17 protein-coding genes and 1 tRNA gene are annotated in these 26154 nt (G+C 40.9%); 3 read left to right on the top strand and 15 right to left on the bottom strand.

Features of this window, described 5'->3' with window-relative positions:
- Positions 1-12 precede the first annotated feature (12 nt).
- Both minE and AACU32_RS25005 read left to right on the top strand, forming a co-directional pair.
- Positions 13-315 (top strand): cell division topological specificity factor MinE, encoded by a 303-nt coding sequence (gene minE, locus AACU32_RS25010; RefSeq protein WP_096603892.1) that lies wholly within the window; start codon positions 13-15, stop codon positions 313-315.
- A 463-nt stretch (positions 316-778) separates the two neighbouring features.
- A complete protein-coding gene (locus tag AACU32_RS25005) occupies positions 779-4780 on the top strand; it encodes an ATP-binding protein (RefSeq protein ID WP_096603891.1) in 4002 nt (1333 codons plus the stop codon).
- Positions 4781-5014: 234 nt separating this feature from the next.
- Here AACU32_RS25005 and AACU32_RS25000 read toward each other — a convergent pair whose 3' ends face one another.
- Positions 5015-6304, bottom strand: coding sequence for a hypothetical protein (locus AACU32_RS25000; protein WP_096603890.1), 1290 nt, complete (start codon positions 6302-6304; stop codon positions 5015-5017).
- Between the two features lie 200 nt (positions 6305-6504).
- Between AACU32_RS25000 and AACU32_RS24995 the strand changes: the two genes are divergently transcribed.
- Positions 6505-6984 (top strand): hypothetical protein, encoded by a 480-nt coding sequence (locus AACU32_RS24995; protein ID WP_096608165.1) that lies wholly within the window; start codon positions 6505-6507, stop codon positions 6982-6984.
- Between the two features lie 125 nt (positions 6985-7109).
- Here the strand turns inward: AACU32_RS24995 and AACU32_RS24990 are convergent, their stop codons facing one another.
- From AACU32_RS24990 to AACU32_RS24925, 14 genes are all read right to left on the bottom strand, one after another.
- Complete coding sequence (locus tag AACU32_RS24990; RefSeq protein WP_096603889.1) at positions 7110-9323, bottom strand: GumC family protein; 2214 nt, start codon at positions 9321-9323, stop codon at positions 7110-7112.
- Between the two features lie 835 nt (positions 9324-10158).
- Positions 10159-10230: transfer RNA gene (locus AACU32_RS24985), tRNA-Gln, on the bottom strand.
- A gap of 256 nt (positions 10231-10486) precedes the next feature.
- Complete coding sequence (locus AACU32_RS24980; RefSeq protein WP_339378255.1) at positions 10487-11848, bottom strand: hypothetical protein; 1362 nt, start codon at positions 11846-11848, stop codon at positions 10487-10489.
- Positions 11849-12052: 204 nt separating this feature from the next.
- On the bottom strand, positions 12053-13222 hold the full coding sequence (locus AACU32_RS24975; RefSeq protein WP_096603887.1) for a glycosyltransferase family 4 protein: 1170 nt from the start codon (positions 13220-13222) through the stop codon (positions 12053-12055).
- A gap of 10 nt (positions 13223-13232) precedes the next feature.
- Positions 13233-14507, bottom strand: a complete 1275-nt coding sequence (locus AACU32_RS24970) for a glycosyltransferase family 4 protein (RefSeq protein WP_096603886.1) — start codon at positions 14505-14507, stop codon at positions 13233-13235.
- A gap of 31 nt (positions 14508-14538) precedes the next feature.
- Positions 14539-15858, bottom strand: a complete 1320-nt coding sequence (locus AACU32_RS24965; RefSeq protein WP_339378254.1) for a glycosyltransferase — start codon at positions 15856-15858, stop codon at positions 14539-14541.
- The gene (locus AACU32_RS24960; protein ID WP_096603884.1) at positions 15791-16945 is read right to left on the bottom strand and encodes a glycosyltransferase family 4 protein; all 1155 of its coding nucleotides are present in this window, start codon (positions 16943-16945) and stop codon (positions 15791-15793) included. Before AACU32_RS24960 ends, AACU32_RS24965 begins: the two co-directional genes overlap by 68 nt.
- Before the next feature lie 389 nt (positions 16946-17334).
- Entirely contained in the window at positions 17335-18084 is a 750-nt protein-coding gene (locus AACU32_RS24955) for a class I SAM-dependent methyltransferase (protein WP_339378253.1), read from the bottom strand.
- A gap of 143 nt (positions 18085-18227) precedes the next feature.
- On the bottom strand, positions 18228-19190 hold the full coding sequence (locus tag AACU32_RS24950) for a glycosyltransferase family 2 protein (protein ID WP_096603882.1): 963 nt from the start codon (positions 19188-19190) through the stop codon (positions 18228-18230).
- A gap of 35 nt (positions 19191-19225) precedes the next feature.
- Positions 19226-20125 (bottom strand): glycosyltransferase, encoded by a 900-nt coding sequence (locus tag AACU32_RS24945; RefSeq protein ID WP_096603881.1) that lies wholly within the window; start codon positions 20123-20125, stop codon positions 19226-19228.
- Between the two features lie 78 nt (positions 20126-20203).
- Entirely contained in the window at positions 20204-21277 is a 1074-nt protein-coding gene (locus AACU32_RS24940) for a glycosyltransferase family 4 protein (RefSeq protein WP_339378252.1), read from the bottom strand.
- Between the two features lie 457 nt (positions 21278-21734).
- Entirely contained in the window at positions 21735-22970 is a 1236-nt protein-coding gene (locus AACU32_RS24935) for a polysaccharide pyruvyl transferase family protein (RefSeq protein ID WP_096603878.1), read from the bottom strand.
- Positions 22971-23015: 45 nt separating this feature from the next.
- Entirely contained in the window at positions 23016-24488 is a 1473-nt protein-coding gene (locus tag AACU32_RS24930; protein ID WP_096603877.1) for a Coenzyme F420 hydrogenase/dehydrogenase, beta subunit C-terminal domain, read from the bottom strand.
- 67 nt (positions 24489-24555) lie between these two features.
- Positions 24556-26088, bottom strand: a complete 1533-nt coding sequence (locus AACU32_RS24925) for a lipopolysaccharide biosynthesis protein (RefSeq protein WP_096603876.1) — start codon at positions 26086-26088, stop codon at positions 24556-24558.
- Positions 26089-26154 lie beyond the last annotated feature (66 nt).

Genomic DNA, 26154 nt, shown 5'->3' with positions numbered 1-26154 from the left:
GACCTATTTGCAATGATTCTCGAACTTCTAGAAAGACTTTTTTCTCGTACACCAGATACCAGTCGCATTCACGTTAAACGTCGCCTGCAATTGGTGATTGCTCACGATCGTGCCGACATCGATCCCCAGAAGTTGGAAAAAATGCGACAAGAAATCCTCGAGATTGTCTGTCGCTATGTAGAAGTTGATACAGATAACTTGGAGTTTTCCCTAGAAAGCAACCAACGAACTACAGCTTTGATTGCCAACTTACCCATTCGTAGAGTTAAAGAAGATACAGAAGAACTAGTAGAAAGCAGCGAAACTACTCTGTAGTTTTTTATTAAGTATTATTCTATTTTATGGCTATTAGCTAATTACTAATGGCTAGTACTTTTGTTTGCAAGTCAAAATTTAAACAGCGAAATATTTGCACCCAATTAATGGGAATATTTGCTGAGGATACTAGAGATCCCAAAGTTGGGAATTGCATAACCCCCACCCAGATCAGAGCTATATAGCAATAAGCCATCAAAAAGTGGTGGGATTGCGGTTAAGTTATCCCAAAATTTAGCCTCATTCACCAAAAATTATGAAAGCCTGACTCCTCAAGCCTTTTAAGGTTTATCGACTTTCACCGCGTATATTAATTTAAGAATTAATAATTAAATTTGAACTGGAAAATTTAAAAGTAACTTATAATTTACCTTTATTTGATAGTTTTTGAAATGGCGCAGTTTCTTAATTAAAAATTACGAATTAGTAATTCTTTAAGGCATTTTTGATAGCAGGAAAATTTATGATGGGTAATCAGGAAGCAGCCTCTATGGACTGGCTCATCGGTGGTGGAGAGATGGGCAAGCTGATTCGCTCAATGGATTGGTCGAAGACACCACTAGGGGCGATCGCTTCTTGGCCTCAAAGCTTACGCACAACTGTCAGCCTTTGCCTTGCTTCTAATTTCCCTATCTCTATTTCCTGGGGGCCGAACTATATCCAGATTTACAATGACGGCTACTGGCCCATCTGTGGCAAGAAACATCCCCACTCTATGGGGCAAGATTTCCGAGAATGTTGGGCTTCAGCATGGCCAGCCATTGGCGAAGCATTTAACCGTGCTTGTGAAGGGGAGGCTTCCTACCTGGAAAATCAGCAGATTTTTCTTGATCGCAACGGTTATATGGAGGAGACATTTTTTACGTTTTCCTTTAGTCCGATCCGCGACGAAACAGGTGGTGTCGGTGGACTGTTCCATCCTGTGATCGAGTTAACTCAGCAAACTCTGGCGGAACGGCGACTTGAGGTATTACGGGATTTATCTGACCAAACGACGGATACTAAAACTGTGTCCGCAGCGATCGCCGCAGTAGCCCAGACGCTAGCTCAGCACGATCTCGACTTGCCTTTTGTGCTGATCTATTTGGTTGATTCTGATGCCAAGCAGGCGCGGCTGGTAGAAAGTGTCGGTTTATCAAAAGATACGATCGCCAGCCCAACGTTAGTAAATTTAGATGCTGCGTCGCTAACGATGTGGCCGTTGGCGGATGTAGTGCGATCGCCGCATTCGCTACAGGTTGATGGCTTGCAGGAGCGGTGGGGTAAATTGTCTTGCGGCCCCTACCCGGAGTCGCCGCAAACTGCATTGGTGTTACCGATTCGCTTGCCAGGTGCAGAACACCCAATGGTATTGCTGGTGGCTGGAGTCAGCTCCCGGCGACCGCTCGATCAGCCTTACCGCCAATTCTACAAGATGCTGGGCGATGCAGTTACCAACAGCTTATCAAAAGCCCGTGCTTATGAAGCCGAAAGCAAGCGGGCAGAAGCACTGGCAGAGATTGATCGCGCTAAAACCGTTTTCTTCAGCAATGTCTCCCATGAGTTTCGCACACCGCTAACCTTGATGCTGGCTCCACTAGAGGATGCGCTAAGTGATACAGAGGCTCCCTTACCTCCTAGCCAACGCGATCGCATGGAAATTGTACAGCGTAACGGCTTAAGATTGCTCAAACTGGTCAATACTCTACTAGATTTCTCGCGCATTGAAGCCGGACGCATTCAAGCAGTTTATCAGCCAACGGATTTATCAAAATGGACAGCCGAACTTGCCAGCACCTTTCGCTCCTTGATTGAACGTGCTGGGTTGTCTTTGGTTGTGGAATGCGCTCCATTATCGGCTCCAGTCTACGTTGATCGGGAAATGTGGGAAAAAATTGTCTTCAATTTGTTATCTAATGCATTTAAGTTTACATTTGCTGGTCAGATTACAGTTCGCTTGCAGGATGTTGCCGATCGTATTGAATTGACTGTTGCGGATACAGGTATTGGTATTCCCCCCAACGAAATCCCTCATTTATTTGAAAGGTTTCACCGAGTCAAAGAAGCACAGGGTCGCAGTTTTGAAGGTTCAGGCATTGGCCTGTCCTTGGTGCAGGAGTTAGTGAAATTGCATGGTGGTACTGTTCATATCACCAGCCAATTAGGTCAAGGTAGTTGCTTTCGGGTCGTCATCCCTACTGGATTTGCCCATTTACCCAGTGAGCACATTGGTATTTCGCGCACCTTAGCATCTACAGCAATGGGAGCATCTCCTTATATTGAAGAAGCTTGGCGTTGGCTACCAATAGGAAGAGATGGAGAAGAAATCTTATCTTTTGCCCCCTCCGCTTCCTCTGCTTCCTCTGCTTCCTCTGCTTCCTCTGCCCCCTCTACTCCCTCTGCCCGTATCCTGCTGGTTGATGATAATGCTGATATGCGTGACTATGCCAAGCGCTTGCTGGAGCAACGCTATCAAGTCCAAGCCGTTGCTGATGGCATAGAAGCGATCGCTGCTGTTAGTCAACATATTCCTGATTTGGTGTTGACAGATGTGATGATGCCGCGCTTAGATGGCTTTGGGCTACTGCGGGAACTGCGATCTAACCCCCAGACGCGAGAACTGCCGATCATTCTACTTTCTGCCCGTGCAGGGGAAGAATCGCGCATTGAAGGATTGGCAGCAGGAGCGGATGATTACCTGATTAAGCCCTTCTCAACACGGGAACTACTGATACGGGTGGAAGCGGCTTTGAAGCTGGCACAAATTCGCCAAGAAGCTGCTATACAGGAACAAAAATTGCGTCTGGCTGCTGAAACAGCTAAGCAGGAGGCTGAGGTAGTTCAAGCAAGGTATCGCGCCATTATTGAAGACCAAACCGAGCTGATTTGCCGATTTCTACCAGATACCACCATTGTTTATGTCAATGAAGCCTACTGCCGCTTTTTTGGACTAAAGCAAGCACAGGTTATCGGAAGTAGCTATCAGCCAATTGTTTTTGCGGAAGACCAGGAACAGGTAAATCAGCTTGTTCATTCCATGAGTCTGAGTAACCCCATCGTCACCATTGAGAACCGGGTTGTTACCCAGAGAGGAATCCGGTGGACGCAGTGGAGTAATCGTGCTTTATTCGATCAGCAGGGACGCTTAATTGAGTATCAGTCAGTTGGGCGAGATATTACCGATCGCAAGCAAGCAGAAGTCAAACTCCAACAAGCCTACGAGGAACTCAGCCGCGCCAATGTCGAACTTGTTCGCGCTACCCGCCTCAAAGATGAGTTCCTCGCCAACATGAGCCACGAACTCCGCACTCCCCTTAATGCTATTTTGGGAATGTCAGAAGTATTACAAGAAGAGGTCTTAGGCATATTAAATGAGCGCCAAAAACTTTCAATATCAACTATTGAGAGCAGTGGTCAGCATTTGCTGTCATTGATTAATGACATCCTCGAAGTCGCAAAAATCGAAGCAGGCAAACTTGAACTAAAAATCCAGTCTGTTTTAGTCAACCAGATCTGCCAATCCAGTTTGTCCTTAGTTAGGCAACAGGCAATTCAAAAAAATATTCAATTGCATACAGATATCTCAACAACTGCTGAAGAAATAGAAGTTGATGAGCGAAGAATGCGGCAGGTACTAATTAATCTGCTCAATAATGCCATCAAATTTACCCCAGTGGGTGGTTCAGTAACATTAAAAGTTAGGGTAGAGCGATCGCCTCAAGATGCAGAGGGGAATGCTTTTTCATTTCAGCCAGCGATCGCTTTTTCTGTAATTGATACTGGGATCGGTATCGCACCAGAGGATATGGATAAACTCTTCCAACCTTTTGTCCAAATTGATAGTAGCCTTAATCGTCAGTATTCTGGGACAGGGTTAGGGTTAACTTTAGTCAAGCAGATCGCACAACTGCATGATGGTTGTGTGACGGTTAAGAGTGAAGTCGGCAAAGGTAGCTGCTTTACCGTTCGCTTACCTTACTCAGAAGCTTCTCTACTTAGCCAGATTTCCACTAGTTCGCTCCAGAGCGATCGCCAGAAGCTGACTGAAGAGTTTTCTCCAGTTCAGCCTGTGGTAACCGCTCCGCCCCCAAAGCGCCCTCTAATCCTATTGGCAGAAGACAATGAGGCGAATATTGAAACCTGCGCTACCTATCTCCATACGCAAGACTATCGATTAATCCTGGCAAAAAATGGACAAGCAGCAATAGATCTCGCCATTACTCACAATCCTGACTTGATTCTCATGGATATTCAGATGCCAGGAATAGATGGCTTAGAAGCAATCCGCCTGATTCGCGCCAATCCATCATTAGCCTCGGTTACCATCATTGCTCTCACGGCGTTAGCCATGCCTCAAGACCGAGAAAAATGTCTCGCAGCTGGGGCTGATGAATATCTGCCCAAACCCGTGAAACTGAAACATCTGGGTACTGTGATTCGGCAGTTGTTGACTCACGAAAAGAGTATAGGCGAGACAAAAAATTAAAAATTCAATATTTAAGAACTCTAGCTGGAATGAGTGCTGAATGCTTAGTGCTGTAACGCTCCCACTAAAAATGAGTTTCCGCCCTTAAGGGCGGGGTCTTAATGGGTATTTAAAAAATTGGATGTCCCTTAATCGGTCTATGAATGATTACGAAATTTTCGCATAATTATGATGGGGAGACTGGGCAATACGCCCAGCCATTTTTGTTACCTTACTTGTTTTAATTAGAATTGCTTAAGACTGATCTAATCGCTTTTGCCATTCAGCGTCAATCTGTGCAGAACGCTCAAATTCCTGTTCCAGTAAGTCAGTGTCACTAGAGTAGACTATATCTTCTTTACCGATCACGTTTTCCGAGGCAAACTGACGGGCGTAGTCAATTTTATGTTGTAAACTGGCATCGGCATCTGTTAATAGCCTAGCCCGAGACAGGCGATCGCGGTTACGTGCCACAATTTTTTTATTACGCCATTGAATCCAAAAATAACGCAGTAACGGTACACCTAAAAAACCGATGCCATAAGCTAACAATAGCCAATAAATCCCTTGGACAAAAGCTACCAATCCACCTAATTGGGCTGCGACTGTACCATCTCTTAACAAACTTCCTAATACTAAAGCACCAACAAAATTAAGTGCGCCTAAGCCAGCACTGAGCATATTTTGTCCAGAACTAGCCGCACTAAAACGCCACAGCGATTCTTCTAAATATACAGGTATTGACTGACGCTGCTGTTTGCTGGCTTGCACCTGCAATTCTGGGAAGTAATAGACAATTTGTCCTTCCGGACTTACCTCTGGTTGTCCATTAAATCTTAAAAGCACAGGTAACATATAATCTTCATACTCTTGTTGATATTTCTCACCAATATCATCCAAATAAGGTACTATTTGTTCGGCTACAACTGCGCCACGATGATTACGAATGACAGCAGCAATTTCCTGCCAACGACGTTCTTCTAACTTGGCATTTGGATTACCATCACCAAACAAAAACGAAAAGACTGCTTCAAAGAAATTCAGATTACTTGTTTGGTTTCTGGTGCGTCGCCGTTGCTGGTATTCAGTTTGATAATTGGGGCTAAAATACCAAAATAAATCTGGGAAGAAAAAGAAGCCACCACCCCCGGAATTACTGCTTCTATTGTCGCTGTCACGATCTGAGTTAATAGCAGTAATGATAATGATGATGGTAACCGTAATTAAGGCGATGGAAGCAATTAAAAAAATCCCAAAGGAAATGCGAATTAGGTAAAATAAAATACCCCAAATTTTTTGCCACCATTCCTGAAGCCGTAATTGCAAATACTTGTTACGTAAAATATTCCGGAAATTTCGCGGAAATAGGTAAACAATATCACCTGATCCTGCTACCTGCATATGTCCGCCAGCATCAGATGCTAAAGCTAATAACCCTTGTCCCGCCTCTGCGATATTTAATCCGGCTTGGGTGGCGACATCACCAACAGTGACGCGATAACCCAGCTGTTCCACAGCTTGCATAATGCTGGGATTGGGAGCCATTGCTCTCCCCTCCTGTTAACTTTTTTTACTCTATTTCTCAAGTATAAAGTTTTATTTTGAGTGGCTGGGTTGGGCGATTAACAAATAAAAATTAATTTCTGTTTTCAATGGTTAGAAATTTTTAAGTTTTTGTTGCCACTCTATCCATGATAAAATTATTTCCTCAGGCTTGGTTAAACAGCAATTTATCTGCCCGCAATATGGTTCAGTATACTATCCCTCAAAGCCCAGAAATTATCCTCACTGTTTCTGGCAAAGATTCAGCCAAAGCCCGTGAGAAAGCAATGGATCAGCTGATGGAACTGATGGATGCAGGTAAGCTACCGACAGAACTTGAAGAAGGATTTGGCCCACAACAACTAATTGAAGTTAAAGAATCAACCACAGAGATTGCTAGTGGTGAAGATGCGATCGCTCAAGCTGTCCAAGTTCTCAGCAACCTCGCCACACTTAAGCTCAAAGTTCAGGAATCACGTACTGAAGCCTTAGAAATTCGCCAGACGGTTGATATTCTGTTTTCCGATGATTCAGTCACCGAAGAAGAAATTTCTCGCCTCAAAGAAGGTTTTAAAGTGCTGAAGAATTTTGCCCAAGCGAATCTACGTTACCAAGAGGCGCGAACTAAAGCTGAACAAGCACGCAAAATTCTTGATCAAGCATTAAAATCACCCGAACAATAAATTGGTACAATAACGCTACTATTTTTTCCTTGGTAAGGATTTAAGCATTTTTTACAGCACTTACCGTGTAATTTTAACGGGTTTAGCATTGCTAAACCCGTTAAAATTATTACCCGTTCTCACATTTAACGTCGTTGAGTTTTGCTGAGAGCAGATGCCATTCCTTGAGAGCTACTATCAGTTGCTAATGTATCTACAGATACCTTTTCCGTGCTGATGTTCTGTCTGTAATACTGTTGATAGTACTGATAAGAAACAGGTGCAGCATCTTTAGACTTATTAGCAATCAACCCTAGCAAAGGAGTTCCAGAAATCTGAATCTGTTCTAATGCTTGCTGTAGTGCAGTGCGCTTGAGCTTACCTAAACCAGCAACCAGCACTAATCCATCAGTATTAGCCGCTAATAAGTGAGCGTCTGCAAATCCCAACAGTGGAGGTGTGTCATAAATCACCAAATCATAGCTGACTTGTAATTCCTCCATCAAGTTATGCATTTTTTGAGATGCAAGTAACCTCACCGAATCAGGCGGAATCGGTCCAGCCGGCATGACAAACATATTGTCCTCTAACGGCGATGGCTCAATGACATTGTGCCAATCCAGATCTTGGGAAATCACATCAGTCAAGCCCTGAATATTCATCAGTCCAACTCGATTGTGTAAGCTGGGAGCTCGCAGATTAGCATCTACAAGTAATACTCGTTGTCCCATTGCTGCTGCGGCTTGTGCTAGCTGTGTAGCAATTGTCGATTTGCCATCTCCCTGTCCAGCTGAACTAATTACTAAAGAGCGAATTGGTGTATCAGAACCTAAGAGCAAAATATTGGTGTACAGAGAGCGAAAAACTTCAAAGAACGAGGCTCCATCTGAATGTTGTACCCCTCTGGAGAGATTGTCTTTGGTTGCCACTTCTAGTTCTTTTCTTAAAGGCACTATTCCCAGTAAAGGTAGTCTGGTAGACTCTTTGAGTTCTTGAGAAGAGTAGAAGATATTGCTGAGTTTATCGACAACTAAAGCTGTTCCTACACCCAATAACAAACCCAACAGACCGCCCAATGCTAAGTTTCGCTTAGCACTGTCTGTGATCGCCAGAGGTTCATTAACTTTCGTTAGTTTCGGATCGAGTAACACCCAAGGTTGTTGCTTTTGGGCTTTCTCAATTTGCAACGATTGTTGTTTAGTAGTAAATTGTGTCAGAGCAGCGTTAGCAATTTGTAATTCTCTCTGGATGTTGTCGTATTGACGGCTAATACTGGCTAAGTTTCTAATTTCACCATAAACAGTGTTGATTTTTTCATCTAGTGAGCGATCGCGGGCTGAAAGTTCTTGAATGCGGCTTTGATAATCTTTTTGTACCCGCGCTTCTTCTTGCGCCAATAATGGTAGTAAAGACTCTTTCTTTTGCTGTAGAGTCACCATTGCTGGGTTTGCATCTGTAAATACAGTTGACTGTTGTTTAACCGCTATATCTGCTGCTTGGATCTGGTCTAAAATCTTTTGGTAGCGAGCGTTTTCACTCAGCAAAGAATTACCTGCTCTTTCCCCAGGTGCTTGCGCTAATTCTCTTTGTAATTCCTCATAACTGGCTACCATTTGTTCTAGCTGGACTCGATTCTCTATTCGCTGTTGTCTCAAAGTCGATAGTTGATTTGATAACTCTTGAGCCTTCTGTCCTGGTTCAATCAACCTATTATCCCGCCGCAGATTTTCCAATTTCTTTTGCCACTGTTCCAGACTGTCCGCTAGTGGCTTTTTTCGGTTCTCAACAAACTGAATCGCTTGTTCAACATCTGATTGCCGTTCCTGCAAGCTATATTGCAGATAAGCTTCAGATAGCAGCTTTAATACATCACTAACTAACTTTTGATCTGAATTGGTATATTGAATGTTTAAGATATTTGGCTTAGGAGATGTAATCGCTAAGTAGTAAACAAGATAGTCATAGGTCAGATCTGGGTATTGAGCCTGAAGTTTTTCAATGATCGGATTGAGAACTTTAGGACTTTGTAAAACTGCGATCGTTGTCTGAATTTCTTTGGTAGACTCAGGAGGCGCTACACCTTCTTGGCTATTTATTGTTTGGGGAACATTTGCAGTCACCTTATCCTCACCCGTTACCGGCTTGGTGAGAATATCAAACGTGCCTTGATATACTGGGGGATCTGTTTCCGCCTTGAGGACTGCTGCTGTTGCTACTAAGGCTGTGGTTCCACCAATTAACAATAGTCTGCGGCGTAGAACCGCCCCGACTTGACCCAGGTTTAGTCCACCTTCTTCATCATTTAATTGGGTAAAGTTGGCTTGTGACAACGGGTGAGGATACTTTTCTGACTTCAGCATAGCATTTGTCAAATAAACTACTTATATTCCTTATACAGGTGAATTCTTCGATTCAATCAATCTTTGGTATAGGTAGTTAGATTGCTCCGAAGTTGGGTTGTTTGTCTCTGCACCCTAGTAAATCAATAAATTTACTGAATCATCATTTAAGATTAACAATCTGGATTATATTGTCAATAAACTAGTTGTACAGCCTTTGAGCTTGGGCTACACCCTCGAAAATGCACGCCCGAATTAAATAAACTCATTATAACTACAGTAGCATCACGTAAGAAGGATTGGTGAAATTATTTAAATTATGAGTCAAATTTATGAAAAAATTTAGAACTAAGTTATGGAAAACATGAACTCCGAGCCGTATATAAAATCTTTTCAGTTGCAGGAAATCTTCTAAGTATAACTACATAACCGCTCAAAGCCGCCAGCAGCAGCTTGTTCTATTTAATAAGCACTCTGATTTTTCTCTCAAGGCTAGATTTAAAAATTAAAATATAAATTTTAAGTATATTTTTTTACTAAAATTATTTTTATACTAAAAAATTATACTGATGGGAGAATCTTTGATTACACCCTTCAATAACAGGGGTTTAGATTCTCAGGGGTAGAGCCAACTGGCTGTGTAATATCATGTCAGGTTAAACACTGGTGATGGCGATCGCCATGACATATACCAAGTTATTGAGCAGCTAATGAAGGCTATGCTTCCAGCAGCAATACATACGGCAAAATTCAAAAGACAATCAAGCTTGAGACTTGGTTTTGAATCAGAGGCTGCTCATCACAGAACATTTACATCGGCTGTATTGAGCCGCTACGAACTTTTATTGATAACAAACTGGGGCGCTAGGATTCGAACCTAGGGATGGCGGGACCAAAACCCGCTGCCTTACCACTTGGCTACGCCCCAAAGATTTCACTCTAGATAATATAGCAGTGATCCCTAGGGTAATGTCAAGTACTTTGAGAATCGATTCGGAGAAATTTAGATAATAGTTAGCCAAATGGCGATCGCCTTACCCCAGGACAGAATCATTGGCTCTGATTCCTAGTAGTTCGCCAAGGAAGGCGTGGTAAAGGTTTTTGCCCCTTTCCCCTTCGCCTCGCCTCTTTGCCCAGTCCAAACCCATCTGGCGTTGACTTAGCACAGTAGTAAGATGTTTTGCTCATCGGAATTTTGCATTTGTAAGTCGCTGTTCTTGCCATCGCAGACCAATCAACGTGGCTATTGAGAGCATATAACCTGGTTCTTCCATCAAAGTAAAGATAAAACCGTTAACCATTACCGTCAGCATCATCAACTTGGAAAAGTCATCCAGACAGATCCGTCGCCAGACAATCGACGCTAGATATAAGTAAGCTGCTAAGCCGAGAAAACCTGAATCTCCCCAGATTGCTACCCAGCCAAACAAAGGAGAGAAAAAACTGGAGTCTAGATATTGACCACGCCATACAGCCCAAACTGCTTGAGAGCATGGATGAATAGTAGCACCTAGTGGTCCGAGTAAATTCCAATAGTCTTCTAACATCCAACCACCCAATCGCCCAACGGTATGACCAGGCCCAAGACCAAGATACCAATTGAGTGATGATTTAAAATAAGAGGGAATAATCCGAAAAGCTGCTGTTTTCAGGATGGTTGCATCTCCTTCAGGACCATAAATTTCTGGTCTGATCCAGGTATTAAAAGCTCTAAAAGCTGGGAGATTTTGTACACACCAAAACAGGATGTAGCCAAGGATGATGGCAGCAATTATATATTGCAAGGTTAATTTGATATCTTTGACATTAATTAAAATTAAGCAACCCCAGGCTATTAAATATACAAGTAGTACCTGTTTGGCATCAGCAAATAGAAGTACCAAAAAAGCAGCAAAAACAAAGGCAGAGCGAATCAAAATTGACACACTTTTCGCCGTAAAAAAATAATATAAACTGAAAGACATGGCGACCATAGCAGAGACAACATGTCCACCTCCTGTAATATAGAAGACTCCTTGGATGTTATCTTCCATAGTCATGCCATTTCTGCGAAGTAATCCAACTTCTAAAAGAATTTTTTGGGACAAAGCTAAGAAAATATGAATAATGACAAAACTCAATATCCAGCGTTTAAATTTATTCAGTCCTTCTAATGAAAAGGGGATACAAATAATCCCTATCAGCAGGATAAATGGCTCAGCCAGTAGCATAAAATCTAGCAATACATTAATCAAACCTGCGCTATTCAAAAGCGCACTTGATGTCATAACTGCCAGCAGCAGAACTAGAGCAAATATGAGCGTCCAAGTAAGTAATATTTGTTTTCTATTTTTAACTCGCGTTTTTGTGATGACAATGACACCGACTATAGGCACTACTATGAAATGAAGAAAGTTAATCGGCGAAGGTACACCAACAGTATTAAGAATTCGTGGGAAGAAGGCGGTGGCAAAGGCGATCAATATCAAAAATGTATTTTTGATATATCCCTGCGGAGATTTATAAACTGCTGTCTCTGCATTCATGGAACTAGGGGCATTGGGCATTGGGCATGGGGGAGGCAGTGCGTTGGACGGGTTTCCCGGCTTGAAGCAACTGCCGTCATTGGGCATGGGGTATGGGAAGAGAGATTTTATGGTGATTAGCTAACTTGTAAGTAGCCGTCACGATCTGCGTATCCTAGGACGGATAAAAAAGCTTTCTTCACATCTACACTCTGCCTTTTTCCAGTCATACTAATATTAACTATCTTAAACAGAGACAGCCTGCGCTTGAACATAAATCTCCATGATTCGGTTGTAGTTCTTCTCGGCAGTGTACTTAGTTTCAAATTCGGTTCTTGCTTCCTGTCGCATCTGAGACAGCTTAGAGGGATTAGCTAGAAGCCATTCTACCTGGGCTGTTAAATCATCAGCGTCACCAGGGCGAAAATGCAGCCCAGTTCGACCAGAATCTACTAACTCTGCGATCGCACCAATATTGGCAGCAATTACCGGAGTTCCCTTGGCAAAGGCTTCAACTGCCACACGGCCAAAGGTTTCATACCATTTAGAAGGAAAAACTACAAATGTAGCTTCCCCCATCAAGTCATATACTTCTGACATTGGTCTGCGTCCTAAGCATTCAACTTGGGGAATTCGTTCCGTGGCGGCGATCATTTCTGCTAATAAAGGCCCGTCACCAACAATCTTCAGTGGGATTTTTCCCGCTAATTTTTCCCAAGCCGCAAGTAGCGTATCTAACCCTTTTTCTTCCGAAAGTCTGCCCACAAAAAGGGCATAACCACCACTTCCTTCACCAATACCGGGATCGGGATGGACAAAATTTGGTTTAACTACAATCTTCTCGGCTGGTAAACCACCTTGAATCATTTTTTGCCGTGCAAACTCAGTCAAGGTAATATAAATGTCTACCATTTTGTTCCAAGTGTTCATTGCCCGATGCACAGTCAACATACTAGCTACACTTGCAGAGGCCAGCCGATTATCTCGATAGCAAGCATGAACGATCCCAGGATAGGGAATAAAATTGCCTAAACAGTCTTCACATACTTTTCCATCACGAAAAAACAGCCCATTTGGACACAAAAGGCGGTAATTCCGCAAACTTTGGACTACAGGTACTTTTTGTTCCTTGGCTGCATAATATACAGCAGGAGAAATTAAGGGAAAGAAATTTTGGATGTGGACGAGGTTGTATTGAGAATTTTGCAGCCGTTGTTTGACTAGTTGATAAGCTTCTGTTGACCAGATTGTGCGCAACGCCATCTGCGCTGGATTTAAAGATTTAACACGAGTATTATTTTCTTCATATAGATCAACTTGATGCCCATTTTCTTGCAAAATCCGCCGTTCTAATTCCTGGGATTCATCCTCTCCACCACGAATCAGATATTTGTTGTGTACGCTGAGAATTTGCATGATATGTATTTTATCTGTAAACTTCCTGAGTTAATTTTTCTGTAAGGATGGTTTCGTAAAGTTTAATTAAATGCCGAGCTTTATTTTCCCAGGAAAAATTTTCTTTCACCCGTTTTTGTCCGGCTTGACCCAGACGCGATCGCAGTTCTGAATCTTTAGCTAAACAACTCATGGCATCAGCTAAACTTTTGACTGTTTGTTCAGGATTTTGAGCTAATATTTTCACACCAGCCTCTTGAGTAACCTGAACCGCTGGGCCGCCTAAATCTAAACAAATCACTGGACGACCCGCCGCCATTGCTTCTAAACAAACCCATCCCCCAGAGTCATGTAGGCTAGGATGAAGCAATACATGGCACTCACTGAGTTTACTTAAAGTTTCATCCCGAGATAGCCTTCCCCAAAATTTGACTCGCTGGCTAACATTTAGTTCCGCCGCTAAGGCTTGCAATCTATCTTTCTCCGGCCCTTCTCCCAAAATCCAATACTCAGCATCCTCTGGTAAATCTGCTTTAGCAAAGGCCCTGATTCCTAAGTGCAATCCTTTCCAATGCAGTAGTCTAGCCATACTAATAAACCGCACTGGCGAATTTTGCGGCTGAGGACACTGGGCTAGATGTTCTATCTCTGTTAGTGATATACCTGATTCGGAAAATACTTCGAGATTCACTGCTTGCATTTGCTGTAACCGCTTGGCTGTGTCTTCAGTTGTCGCCCTCACTAAAATACTCCGCCGTGCAGTCAAGCGCGTAAAGGGATCGATTTCACCAATTCTGTGGGCTAAACTGCGCAAAATTTCATAAACTTTCCCGCGCCAACTGAAATCTGCCCAAAAGGCTTTTGGTGCTGCTTCTCCCCCTCCCACTGGCCCCCAAATAAAAGGTATTGGCAATAGCGAAAGAAAGCTGGGAGTTGAGTACCTCACATAAGTTACATGATGTACAATATCAAAATCGATTTCACTATGTGCCTGTCTCGCTTTAAAGTATGCACTCAGTTGCCACCAGTAGTAGTGAGGTAATTGACCAGCTTTCCACCAACAAGCCCAGCGTGGTGGTTCACAGTAAATAAATTGCAGATTCGGGATCGGATTTTGTGCTAATTCGGCGGCGATCGCAGAGCGATTATTCTCCCGCGTTAGTACCCATACTTGGTGATATTTGGCTAATTCTACAACAGTGTTCCAACCAACTCCTGGTTCAGAACCCATATTTGGCATACAAGCATAGGCAGAAATCAGAATTTTTAACGGCTCAATACTAGATTTTTTGCTAATTTTATCCATAAAATTTTTGTTTTGTGATATAATGTATGATCTAAATAAATCGAGTTAAAGTTTTTTGGCTGGCACTTTCTTCATCTACAACAGCCTGATAGATATTTTCTAAAACCTGAATTTGTTGATGCAAATCAAATTGCTTCACGATTCTGTTGTGGGCGTTAAAACTAAAGCGTTGCCAAAGGTTGCTATCTTGGAATAGTTGCAAAATATAATCGGCAAGCTCTTGAGAATTACCTTCTTTTGCCAGCAAGCCCGTCTCGTTGTGCGCCACTGCTTCGGGAATTCCACCATGAGCAAAGCTAACTACTGGTAAACCCACAGCTTGAGCTTCTGCAAACACAATTCCGAATCCTTCACAATCGCCTGATGCTGCTTGGACACTGGGAACGCAAAAAACTTTAGCTCGATTCATCCAATTTCGCACAACCTCTGGTGGCTGGATACCAAGAAATTGGTAATTTTTTAGTGATGACTTCGCTGCATTCTCCACAGTCCCACGCAACGGCCCATCGCCAATTACTACCAATTTTACTTCTGGCATGGCTGCTTGCACCTTTGCCATTGCCTCGATTAAATATTGACAACCCTTTTTTTCCACTAAGCGACCAACAAACAGCACTACTGGTTCACGGACAATGCTGGGGTCTGGTTGAAATATCTTGGTATCTACGCCAATGTAGTGTACTAATATCCTGTCTGCGGGAAAACCCTGTTGAATTAGTCGGTTTTTCAAAAAATTTGATACAGCAATAAACAATTTTGTCTCTTGCTTGAGTGCTTCTCGGCGACGGAGATAAATGCGCGTAGTGATCGAATCTTTGCGAGCATATTCATCGGTCATGGTAGCATCTAGACCATGAAAAGTGACCATCAGTGGTAATTTTAGCGATCGCGCTAAGGGTAAAGCTAAAGTTCCACACACGCCAAAATGAGCGTGTATCAGCTTGGGGTTTAATTGCTGGAGTTGTTGGGAAAGCTGGGGTGCGTAACCTGAGTATTTAAATATGAGTTCTTTTGCAGAACCCAAGATTCCACCTTGGTTGATTGCTAAAGTCCGTTCTGGTGGTAATGGTAATCCCTTGATTAACCGCGCCCCAACATAGTAAGGAGTAAATAACTGTAAACCTTCTCCCTGGGATCGAATGAAGGTTTCCGATTTGGGGAGAAGGCGACCATTAAATATCACCAGGTTGGGGTTAGGCGTGGGAGATATTGCTGTGATTGACATGTGTTGAATGCGATCGCCGCATTTGCTGATTTGATTATGGTTAATAGCTGTGCAGGTATTAGGAAGAAACGACAGTGCGATCGCCCCAAGTAAACTCAGCCACTTGCGCCAGAAAGTTACCGGCAACTGTGGGTGTGAAATTGGCGATCGCTTGCTGGGATTTTTCGCCCATTACCTGACTCAAGTTGGGGTTATTGATAAATTGGCGCATAATTTCGGCTAACTTTTCCGGTTGTTCTGGGTCGAACACATAGCCGTTTTCGCCATCAACGATCAGCTCATAGGCTCCCGCTTTATTAGAGCAGAGGACTGGCTTATTCATGATCATTGCTTCTTGCACTACCACCCCCCAAGTATCTTCTAAAGTTGGTAGCACAAAAACATCAGCCTTGCGAAAGTATGCACCCAAGCGCCCATACTCAACACGCCCCGCCCAGTGAATGCGTTCTTCTATACCATGACTTTTACTAAATGCTTGCAGTTCTTCCCGTTGTGGCCCATCCCCGACTAAAAGCAGAGTGTAGTTGTCCAATCCTTGTTTGTGCAAAACCGCGCAAGCTTGCAGTAAATAATGTAACCCTTTCCTAGGAACGATATGACCGATGAACAGAAACACTGGCTTTTTGAGATCTAGTTGCGCTACCTCAACTACTTCGCTTTGCTCCATTAAGGTAATAGAGTGGGGGACTTCGTATGGTTTGGCAAAAACACGCTCTGGTTTTGCTCCCAGAACCTCTATCAGATACTCTCTCCCCGCTTGAGAGTTGGTGATGCAAGCATCTGCTAACCAGGTCATGATTCTGCGCACTAGTAACCGCGCTGGGGAATTACGATAATCTACACTAGGCGAACTTCCCTCATAAGCTATAACAACGCGCCAATTCCCCCAAAATTTAAATAATATTGCCAGCACTGTCCAAAACCCAAAAGAATTGGCAAAGACAATATTAGGTTTAAACTCTAATAATTCATTGATAATCCTCCAAGGTAAAATTTTGATTTTCTGACTATATATAGGACTATAATCAGATTTTTTGGAATTATGAGTTTGGACTAATTTAACTTTAATATGATTGTCAAATCCTTGGGCATGTCCTGGCCAATATGTTGCAAATACTGTGGTTTCTGGAAATACTTCTGTCAACTTACTTAAGGAAGGTTGCCAGTAAAAAAAGCTAGTAGGCAGCAGCCAAGCAATACGTAATTTATTCATAATTTAAAACTAAGTTTTGTGGCATTTTACAAGTTCAGATGTATTACATAAAGTAATATCGTTTCTGAATGAAGATCCGCTTAATTAGCCCACGGAGGTGGACTTTGTTTGTGTAGCCCCACCCTTCTAGGGTGAGGGCGAATATAGCGCAACATCACATAGAATTGGTATAAAGGTCATCCCAAATTTGCAAAAACCTCCCGAGGCTAGAAGTCTGTGGAGGCAGACTTTGGATGTATAACAATAACTTTTGAGAATATTGCTGCAAAATTGGGATTTTCCTATCGCCTCAATAGATTTCCAGGAATTCTTGGGTTCAGTATACTTACCTCTAAACATAAGATCAGCTTCCGTGAACTGCTATAGAGACTAGCTTTATTCTGCAATCTTTAATGATTGGCTACGGAAACCGATTGTCTAGTTTCACTTGATTTAGGGGTATCATCAGGCAATTTTCTCCCTTCCACAATGACAGCATCAACAGTACGACTAGGCTGTTCAATAATATCTACATCATCAATCTCGCTTTCTAAACCTTTTTTACTAGCTACTTTAAAGCCAATTTCAGACATTATCCGTAATAATGCACTCGTGTCATACATACACTTATGCGGAAAGCGAATAAATGGTGCTAATTTACTTTTCAGCGCTCCATCTCGAGAAGATTCATAGCTGACATTCAACTCATGGAGAAATTCTTCAGCAGGTATTTCACCTTGGATATACTTATCAACAATTGTTTTTAAATCGGGAACAACAATGCGAATAATACCATTTGGTTTCAACACTCGATGGCATTCCTTTAAGAAATGATTCCCTTGCCTTTTGCTTAAATGCTCTAAGGTATGAGAACTATAAAGCACATCAACTGAATTATCATTCCAAGGAAATTTTTGCCTCAAGTCATGAATAACAATTTGATCAGGCCAGTCAAGATTGACTATTTTAAAAATTTTATTAATTGTCGAAAATACTGGGAGCTTTGCTAACTTAGCGCCCATTGCATAGTCTACATTTGTCCAACTAGTTGGAGTGTGGGAGCCACAACCAAGATTGAGTTTTAGCATTTTCTGTCTTCCTTTTCCTCGAAAAAATTGATTACTTAAAATTAGAATTCTAGACAATTCTAGAATTAGCACCCAACTTTGCTGCAATTAGCATCTTAACTATTTGTTTTACTCTGCTTTATCCACATATTTGGTGAATCTCCGAAATAAACTCAAAATTTTTTATTGAACTATCCTCTACTGATTCACTTATTTACAGTCATTTTAACTGAAAATTACCCAGCTAAGATGAGCGAGTGTAAATAGTAATATGTAGCTCGCAAATAAATATGCAGTTTTTCGCTAAGAGAAATAGAAGCTAGGTAGTTCTCAATAACTTTCAGATTTTCACTATCATTATTACCAGCTTTCCAGTTAAACATTTTGCCTACAGCTAACATTGTATTAGCAAACTTTCTCAAGTTGGGAAATTCTTGTTTTACCCAAATAGCTGTATATATATATTTTCTAGCTCTTTGATATTGCTTGTCTTTTCTTAAAGTTGCTGCATTACTGCCGTGTATTTTCTGAAGGGTTAATTTATCATCCAACATAAAACCTTTGCTTAGTGCTACTGCCATAAATTTGACATAGTGATCGCTACTTGAAACTATCTTTGGAGACGGCATAGGGAGAATTTTTTCCAAAACGGTTCGTTTGAAGCATAAACCCGAACAAGGGGGTATATGGGGAGGAATTTTACCTAAATTAATCAATGTGCGGAAATCACATTCACGAGTTACGTAATTTGGTGTATTTGTCCCCAATAAATTGTTATTTTTTTCGTCAATTAGTTGAATATTATGAAAACACCAACCGATTTCTGCTGAAGATTTGAATATATTGACTACTTTTTCTACTTTATCTTTTAAAAAGATATCATCTGAATCTAAAAAACAAATAATTTCACCTCTGCTTTTTGCAAAGCCTGCATTATAGTTTGAATGCTGTCCCCCATTATCTTTAAAGATAGTAATTATTCGCTCACCATACTGATCAATTATTTCTCTTGATTTGTCTGTAGAACCGTCATCAACGACAATCACCTCAATATTTTGATATGTCTGATTTAATGCACTATCTATTGCTTGGGCGACAAAGCGGTCGTAATTATAGTTACCTATAATTATGCTAACTAAAGGATTATCGTTAAGCATTGGTACTTCCTGAAAATTGGCAATTTCTTTAGTGATAACCATGATTATTTTTAATAATGTAAGTTAATTAATTTTTCCTATCCTCTGTCTGAACTCCCACCCAGATAAAGCCGAACTTTTTCTAATGCTGCTATATATCTGACCAAATACAATACTGAAATACACTGAATTTTCTGATATATGCTGTGACATTTTTCATGTTTCCAAGCCAGATATACAGTTCTAAAAGGCGGTTTAAAACTATCTAATATATCTGCTGCTATTTCCATTCTTGATGGTTTTTGAATCATCAGGCGATCAACTTTACCACCAGTTAAGCGAGTCACACGTTTGCGAAGTTGAGAAAAAGAATGTCTAGCAGGGTGAGCAACATAAGCATCATTAGCATATATTTGCTTGTATCCAGCCGCAAAAACACGCTCACCCCATTCGCGATCGCCACCTGATTTGAGTTGATGATTGAAACTGCCAATACTATCAATTACATGCTTGAATGTAAAAAGATTTGCAGTTACACCATAGTGTCTATCTTCTACATTGAGATCTTGATTAAAAGGTAGTGCGAAAGTTTCGTAAAGCTCTACTGGGGTTGGTTGTTCTGGATTTTGGAAAAAAAAGTCTATTCGTCCAGCCACTAATCCACAATTAGGTGTACTGAGCAGACTTTTTACTCCATTTTCAATCCAATCTGAGGCGGGTATACAATCTGAATCTGTAAAAGCTAAAATTTCCCCTTTAGCTAGTGAAATACCTTTGTTGCGGGCTGCGTAGGAACCTGTTTTTACTTCTTCAGTAAAGACAGCTTGATTAAATTTTTCTACAATACTTTTAGTATCTTCATCAGAAGCATTATCAACAACAATAACTTCATACATATTATGTGGATAAGTTTGGTTTTCTAAAGCTTGCAGGCAAAGCTTTAATCGCTCAGAATCATTAAATACTGGAATAATTATCGAAACAAAAGATAGTGTCATAAAGCTCTACCGTTAATCATGCTCTATTTCAAAAATATTTACTTAGTGCATACAGACTAAAAGATTAGTTGATATTACTTAATAATTTAGATAATGTTCATAAACATTAAGTGTTAACTTGGCAACATAATTCCAATTCCATTGACTCGCTAACTTATAATTACAATTGCCCATGTTAGATAAAACACTTCGTTGATGAACTACAGAATTCAAAGCTTTTAACAAACCTTCCTCACTATCTGGATCGTATAAAAAGCCTCCTTGATCATTTAAAACTTCACCGATATAGCCTTTATCTGGGGCAATGCAGGCTTTGCCAAATGACATAGCTAAAATCAAAGCACCTGATGTCAGAAATTCACGATAGGGTAATGCAACTAGATCACAAGCATTCATATATACCTGAACCTCCTCATTCTTGACAAATCCAGATATAAATTTAATATTTTTGTTATCTTCTGCTTCTTTGCTAAGTTGAGCCGCCATAACTTCATCGCAGGGTTTACCAGCAATTAACAGACATACGTCATCGTACTTTAGTTTCTGAAATGCTTCTATGAGTTTCAATACACCTTTGTAAGGATGAATTAATCCAAAAAATAATAATATTAAACTTGAATTGGGAATATTTAACTGCTTTCTTGCTTCTACCTGGCTGATACTATTTTCGTAAATATCAATGTAATTACCATGCGGTATAATAAAAATTTTATGATCTTTCCGTAAATAGAATGTTTTCATAACCTCATGTTTAGCTGATTCACTATGAACTATAAGTCCATGTGCGATTCTAGACACTAAAATAGAACCAAGTTTGTCTAGTATTAAGTGCTGATTTCTGTGATTTTTAAGATTATGAACAGTCCAAATAACTTTAACGTTTGTTAACCTTAAAATTAGTAACTGAATAGTAAATAAAATTAGTTTCAATAAAGACTTAAAAAAGCTAACTTTTCGTAAAAAGAAATGGTCTAGCCAATGTATGTGCAAGATATTGGCTTTTTTTTGTTTAATTGTGGATAATAAATTTAAAGTACTACAACTAGTAGGTTCTATGTTAACACCCAAGGAAATCAATTTTTCCGTCAATTGTGTTTGATAGGGATTCTCCTGAGTGTACCAAGGTGCAAATACTACTGTTAAGCTAGTCATTTTGTTCTGGGATGTTGCGAAATTCATCATTCTAATAAACTATTTCTATATTTTTCAATTCGATGCATTATTTATAATTGTAGAAACATTTTTTAGAAGCTGCTGGCAAAGGTAGGAAAGAAATTTTCTGTGTATATATAGTTTGTAAAAAAATCACAATTTCTACCAAAATTGGAAAACCACGAAAATCAAAATTACTGCCCATGCCTAGATAACTAGATGTAGCCGATAGAAAAGAAACCCTATCCGAAAAAGCTTCTAATATTTTAATTTTCCTGCTCTTACCTGACAACATTGGATACCATAAATGTCTCCTAATAATATAAATTATCCAGATAAGCAACATAATCTAGAAACATTTAATTTGTGATTTGTTGAAAAGTACCTTGATAAGCACTGACCAAAATATATATTTCATAAATATACGTTGCTAAACTGGATTGTTGTCTAAGTTTTCTTACATTTGATTTAAGATCATAGAAATCATTTCAAAGTTACTTTCTGAGTCTTTCTTAACTCTTGGCAATACCTCTTTGAGTTGATCGGCTATTTCTTGTCGGCAGTTCCAGGCATTACAGATAGCAGTATAGGTTTTATCAGGGTCAAGAAACTTATCAATCGGGATGAGCAAACCTCTATGAAGAGACTCAGTTCCCAATAGGTTGGTCATAATTCCTTCTGCCTTGATAGAATACCCAACTGCAACAGTGCAGATACCACTGGAGAGTCCGGCAATAGCAGCGTGCATACGCTCAGCAATCACCATGTCACAGGCACCAATCAGCCCTTTGAACTCCGCAGCAGAGTGATCTGCTCCAGCCAAATGAACGCGCGGATCGAAATCAAAGCTTCTGAGGAGGTGTGTTGCGGCAATCCGATCATCGTTACTTGCATAAGTCTCCTGCACATGGGGAATAATCAGAACTTGGGCATTGAGTTCATCAAGAATTGTTTTGATTACTTGTTGCCAAGCCTTTATATGTGTTTCGTAATCGCAACCAGAATACTTACTTATCCCCTGACTCACTGCGACAGCAATAACTGGGCGGTCTTTTTTAATGCAGTAAGAACTCAGCATATTAGCCACCTGCTGAGGCGGAGGTGGAGCCAGCAAGAAAGCAGGGTCGGCAGTAAGCTTGACCAAATCTGTCGAAAGGCCTAGTTTTTGAATTAAGTATTTGTATGAAATCTCCTCCCGAACCGTAATCAGCTTTGAGCGGCGGGCAACGTTTACAAAAGCCTGGGCTTCTTCATCGGTTTTGAATGGCCCGATGGATTGAGCCAAAAACACTACGGGTAAATTCGCTTCTAATGCTAATTGCAGTGGTTGGAGATGTCTGTGGAGAGAGCCATAATCAGAGCTAAAAACATCGCCGCCAGAAGCAATCACAACTGATGCTTCACGCATTGCTTTCATAGAAGGTGTTTCTTGAGGTTCAATAGTCTTAGAAAATGGGAGCTTGGCACGCCATCGTTGAAGACGACTACGCAAAGAAGAATTAAAAAAAGGCGTACGTTCAATTAATTTGGTGTCATACTGATGCAGTCGAATTTCATCATAATCAGGCGTTCTTGTCAAAATACTAATTGGGAGATGAGGAGAACGCTGACGCAACTGCTCCACTGTGGGTACAACTAATGCTTCTACTCCGCGATTGCGTAAACCTGTAATCCCTGTAATCAATACGTTCACTGTTCAACTCCTATTAAAACTAAATAAATTTTCACGACTAATACTTCATATACGCGATGCAAGTAACTCCCACCCCATATCTTGAAATCGACGCTTAAGATATTTCTTAATACGCGATAACCCTTTTTTCCATAAAGGTGGTTGGTAAAGAGAATCATAAGTTTTAACAAGCGGCTCCATCATTTTTTTGAAAACATCAAAACTGTTCATTTGTATAGATTTATAGAATGCAATATGACTCTCATTTGCCATCAGCATTCTCAGTGTATAAATCTTTTTGAGTCTCTCGTTAAGATGCTTAGCCCCTGCTTTAACTCGCTTATTTGGTCGCCACTGCTTTGCTTTATCTTTCAAATATAAACGGTAGGCTAGACCCTCACGCCGATGACGTAAACCACTATCCTGGGATTTAGCTACAGCATCTGCATTAATATAATCTAAATGTAGCCGTCCAGCGTTTATCCCATTCTCAATTAGATGTTTGATAACTGGATTACGTACAACAACAACATTAGTTCCCTGGCTATCTTTGACATAATCAGGAAGCCAAGCATCTCCAACTGTCACATCGGCAGTTTCCGCAACTACATCATCGCAATAATCACATGCTTCATATTTAAAGAAGCCATGTCCCCAAAGATAACCAAAGAATTCAAAATTTGATTTAGTTATGCTAACTTCCTGATGATTCTGAGATCCTTTAACCTCAACACCATATTTATTAGCATCCTGTCCAGGTATTTTTTTGCGAAAGTCAATAGATTGAAGTTTTCCCGGTGCAATTCCACATTGCCAAGCAAACATTTCCGCAAAGCGAGTGCTTTTCAGATGTCCGCATACAAGACCAATACAGAAATGAATGCGATCGCTAATTACTTGATCTTTTTTTGCCAGCAAGCGAACTGCTTTAATAAAGCATGGAACTCCCACTATTGCATATCTTCCTGGTCGGTTCCGTACAATGCTCAGTACTTCTGACATTTCAACTGGATAGTAACGTGACTTTGCACCTGCACGGATTTGCTCAACCGATTCGGAAATTCTAAAACTAAACAACTTAGAATCCGTTTCTGAGGGTTTTTGCTCATGCACATGAATGACGGCATCAATCAATCCATGATTGAATAGTTCAGTGACAATCCATGTACCCATTCCCCCAGAACTACCGTATTTACGAAAATTCTTTTCTGTAACATATCCAGCATAAGTTGCTAGATGATAACCAATTCGACTATGATGCTGACATTTTTGACCAAAAAGCTCTTTCCCTATCTCATCTTCATTAGGAGCAGTATCAGAAAAAGGACATACATCTAGTATGGCTAAATTTTCATTTTTCTGTTCAGTTGATTGTTCCAGTGATGCACAAAAACGACCGTATTGATCTAATTTTACGGTGATGGGTGAATCGGAAAGTGATGCACATGCACCGCAGCCAATACAATACCCACCATCAACTACAGTCTGAAATAGTTTAGAGATATCATTGGGTTGTTCTTCATTGAATGTTGTATTCATACTGAAAATTTTGTAAGTTAGTACTCGGACAAATTCTTAACTTCCACCAAACCCAATCATTAGAGCTTTATTTTTGTATATCTTTCCTTTTTCGTTTAAGGATAAGAGGAATTAAGTCCTTAAAATCTTGAAGTGCCTTCCTTCCTGCTGGAAAAGCCGCAAGTATTAATAAAGTTATTCCTAGGTTGATGACAAATGCGATCGCAAGACCAATTGCAGGATGGGGAAAATCAATATACCGACGAACGGCAATCATAACTACAAAGGCGCATAATGAAGCAAAGGTAGAAGGAGCCATTGTGCGGTAAATGTCTTTGGTGCTCACTGAACCAGCACGTCCCACAAACCAAAACAGTAATGGGGTACGAATCAGAAGTCCGGATATAGAATAAGATGCAGCTACTCCCTTTGCGCCCCAAGGTAACCCAGCAATAATCGAAATTATTGATAAAGTACTACCAATTGCCCCCCATTGCACCATATGATTAGTACGATTTTGGGTAATAAAAATCCATCCCGCAGTATTTGCTACAGGTTGAGTAAAAGCTGCAATCCCTAAAATAGAAAATATACGACCGACTTCCGCCCATTGATCGCCTAAAAGTACCCATACTAACCAGTCAGATGTGGCAATCATGAACGCAACGAGTGGTGTTGTGAGCATACTTATTTTTTCCAGAACTCGCAGATATGTCTGTCGATACCGTTCTGGAGAATCTGTCAATCTGCTCAAGGTGGGTACAGCTACAGCCGCAATGGGTGAGTTAATTTGATTGAGTGGCAATAGTAATAACTGGTAGGCTTTGGCATATACACCTAATTGCTGAGCACCCCAAACTCTCCCAATTAGTACGTTATCTAGATTGCGGGAAAAGTAGTTCATGATACTGAAACTTGTGAGGTTACGGCCAAAGGCTAGCATGGAGCGAGTATCTGATTTTCGACTAGGAAAACCTGGACGCCAACTACAAACCATCCAAAGTCCCACAGTACCAACCAATCCTGTAACCAAAGGCATAATTACCAAGGCCCAGTAACTCAATCCATACCAAGCAGCAACAATCGCCGCAGCCAGACCAATCCCCATTGAGAGAAGATCGTTAATAACTAGGGCTTTAAAATCCATCTGGCGATTGAGCAACGCAGAGTGTTGAACGCCCAAACTGCCAATGATAAACCCAGTTGCTAGGGCTATACTAATCCAAATTAAACGGGGTTCATGATAAAATCCAGCAATTACTGGTGCGATCGCCATAGTGACGATCGCGGTTAATACACCTAATCCTACGTTAATCCAAAATAGATTACTAACTTGTTGGTGATTAATCTCCTCCTTTTGGACTGTAGCCATTGACAATCCCAAATCCTTAAACAGGACTACAAACCCAGTCACCGCAGTCACCATACCAATTAAGCCATAATCTTGCGGTGTTAGTAGTCGAGCTAACACTGTATTAGATACCAAATTCAAGCTGAACTTGAAGATTTGGGCCATCATGGTAAACGCACCACCCCTAACAGACCGACCTTTGAGATCGGCTTTGAGATGATCGGTACGGAAGTACTTTATATTCTTTTCACTGGGAGAAAGATTTTTCATGTATCTCGACTAAATTAAAAATTATCCCAAGTTGCCAAAGTCAGTTTTGTTTGGAATTAAGGTCTC

Origin of the sequence: Calothrix sp. NIES-2100 (assembly GCF_963875285.1) — a bacterium.
Lineage (GTDB): Bacteria > Cyanobacteriota > Cyanobacteriia > Cyanobacteriales > Nostocaceae > Aulosira.
Note: the sequence above shows the minus strand (reverse complement) of the source record. Positions and strands in the feature narration are given on the sequence as shown.

Bases quoted from the DNA above. Each gene is read 5' to 3' on its own strand.
- minE (WP_096603892.1), top strand. From the start codon at position 13: ATGATTCTCGAACTTCTAGAAAGACTTTTTTCTCGTACACCAGATACC.
- AACU32_RS25005 (WP_096603891.1), top strand. From the start codon at position 779: ATGATGGGTAATCAGGAAGCAGCCTCTATGGACTGGCTCATCGGTGGT.
- AACU32_RS25000 (WP_096603890.1), bottom strand. From the start codon at position 6,304: ATGGCTCCCAATCCCAGCATTATGCAAGCTGTGGAACAGCTGGGTTAT.
- AACU32_RS24995 (WP_096608165.1), top strand. From the start codon at position 6,505: ATGGTTCAGTATACTATCCCTCAAAGCCCAGAAATTATCCTCACTGTT.
- AACU32_RS24990 (WP_096603889.1), bottom strand. From the start codon at position 9,323: ATGCTGAAGTCAGAAAAGTATCCTCACCCGTTGTCACAAGCCAACTTT.
- AACU32_RS24980 (WP_339378255.1), bottom strand. From the start codon at position 11,848: ATGCCCAATGCCCCTAGTTCCATGAATGCAGAGACAGCAGTTTATAAA.
- AACU32_RS24975 (WP_096603887.1), bottom strand. From the start codon at position 13,222: ATGCAAATTCTCAGCGTACACAACAAATATCTGATTCGTGGTGGAGAG.
- AACU32_RS24970 (WP_096603886.1), bottom strand. From the start codon at position 14,507: ATGGATAAAATTAGCAAAAAATCTAGTATTGAGCCGTTAAAAATTCTG.
- AACU32_RS24960 (WP_096603884.1), bottom strand. From the start codon at position 16,945: ATGAATAAATTACGTATTGCTTGGCTGCTGCCTACTAGCTTTTTTTAC.
- AACU32_RS24950 (WP_096603882.1), bottom strand. From the start codon at position 19,190: ATGGTTATCACTAAAGAAATTGCCAATTTTCAGGAAGTACCAATGCTT.
- AACU32_RS24945 (WP_096603881.1), bottom strand. From the start codon at position 20,125: ATGACACTATCTTTTGTTTCGATAATTATTCCAGTATTTAATGATTCT.
- AACU32_RS24940 (WP_339378252.1), bottom strand. From the start codon at position 21,277: ATGACTAGCTTAACAGTAGTATTTGCACCTTGGTACACTCAGGAGAAT.
- AACU32_RS24930 (WP_096603877.1), bottom strand. From the start codon at position 24,488: ATGAATACAACATTCAATGAAGAACAACCCAATGATATCTCTAAACTA.
- AACU32_RS24925 (WP_096603876.1), bottom strand. From the start codon at position 26,088: ATGAAAAATCTTTCTCCCAGTGAAAAGAATATAAAGTACTTCCGTACC.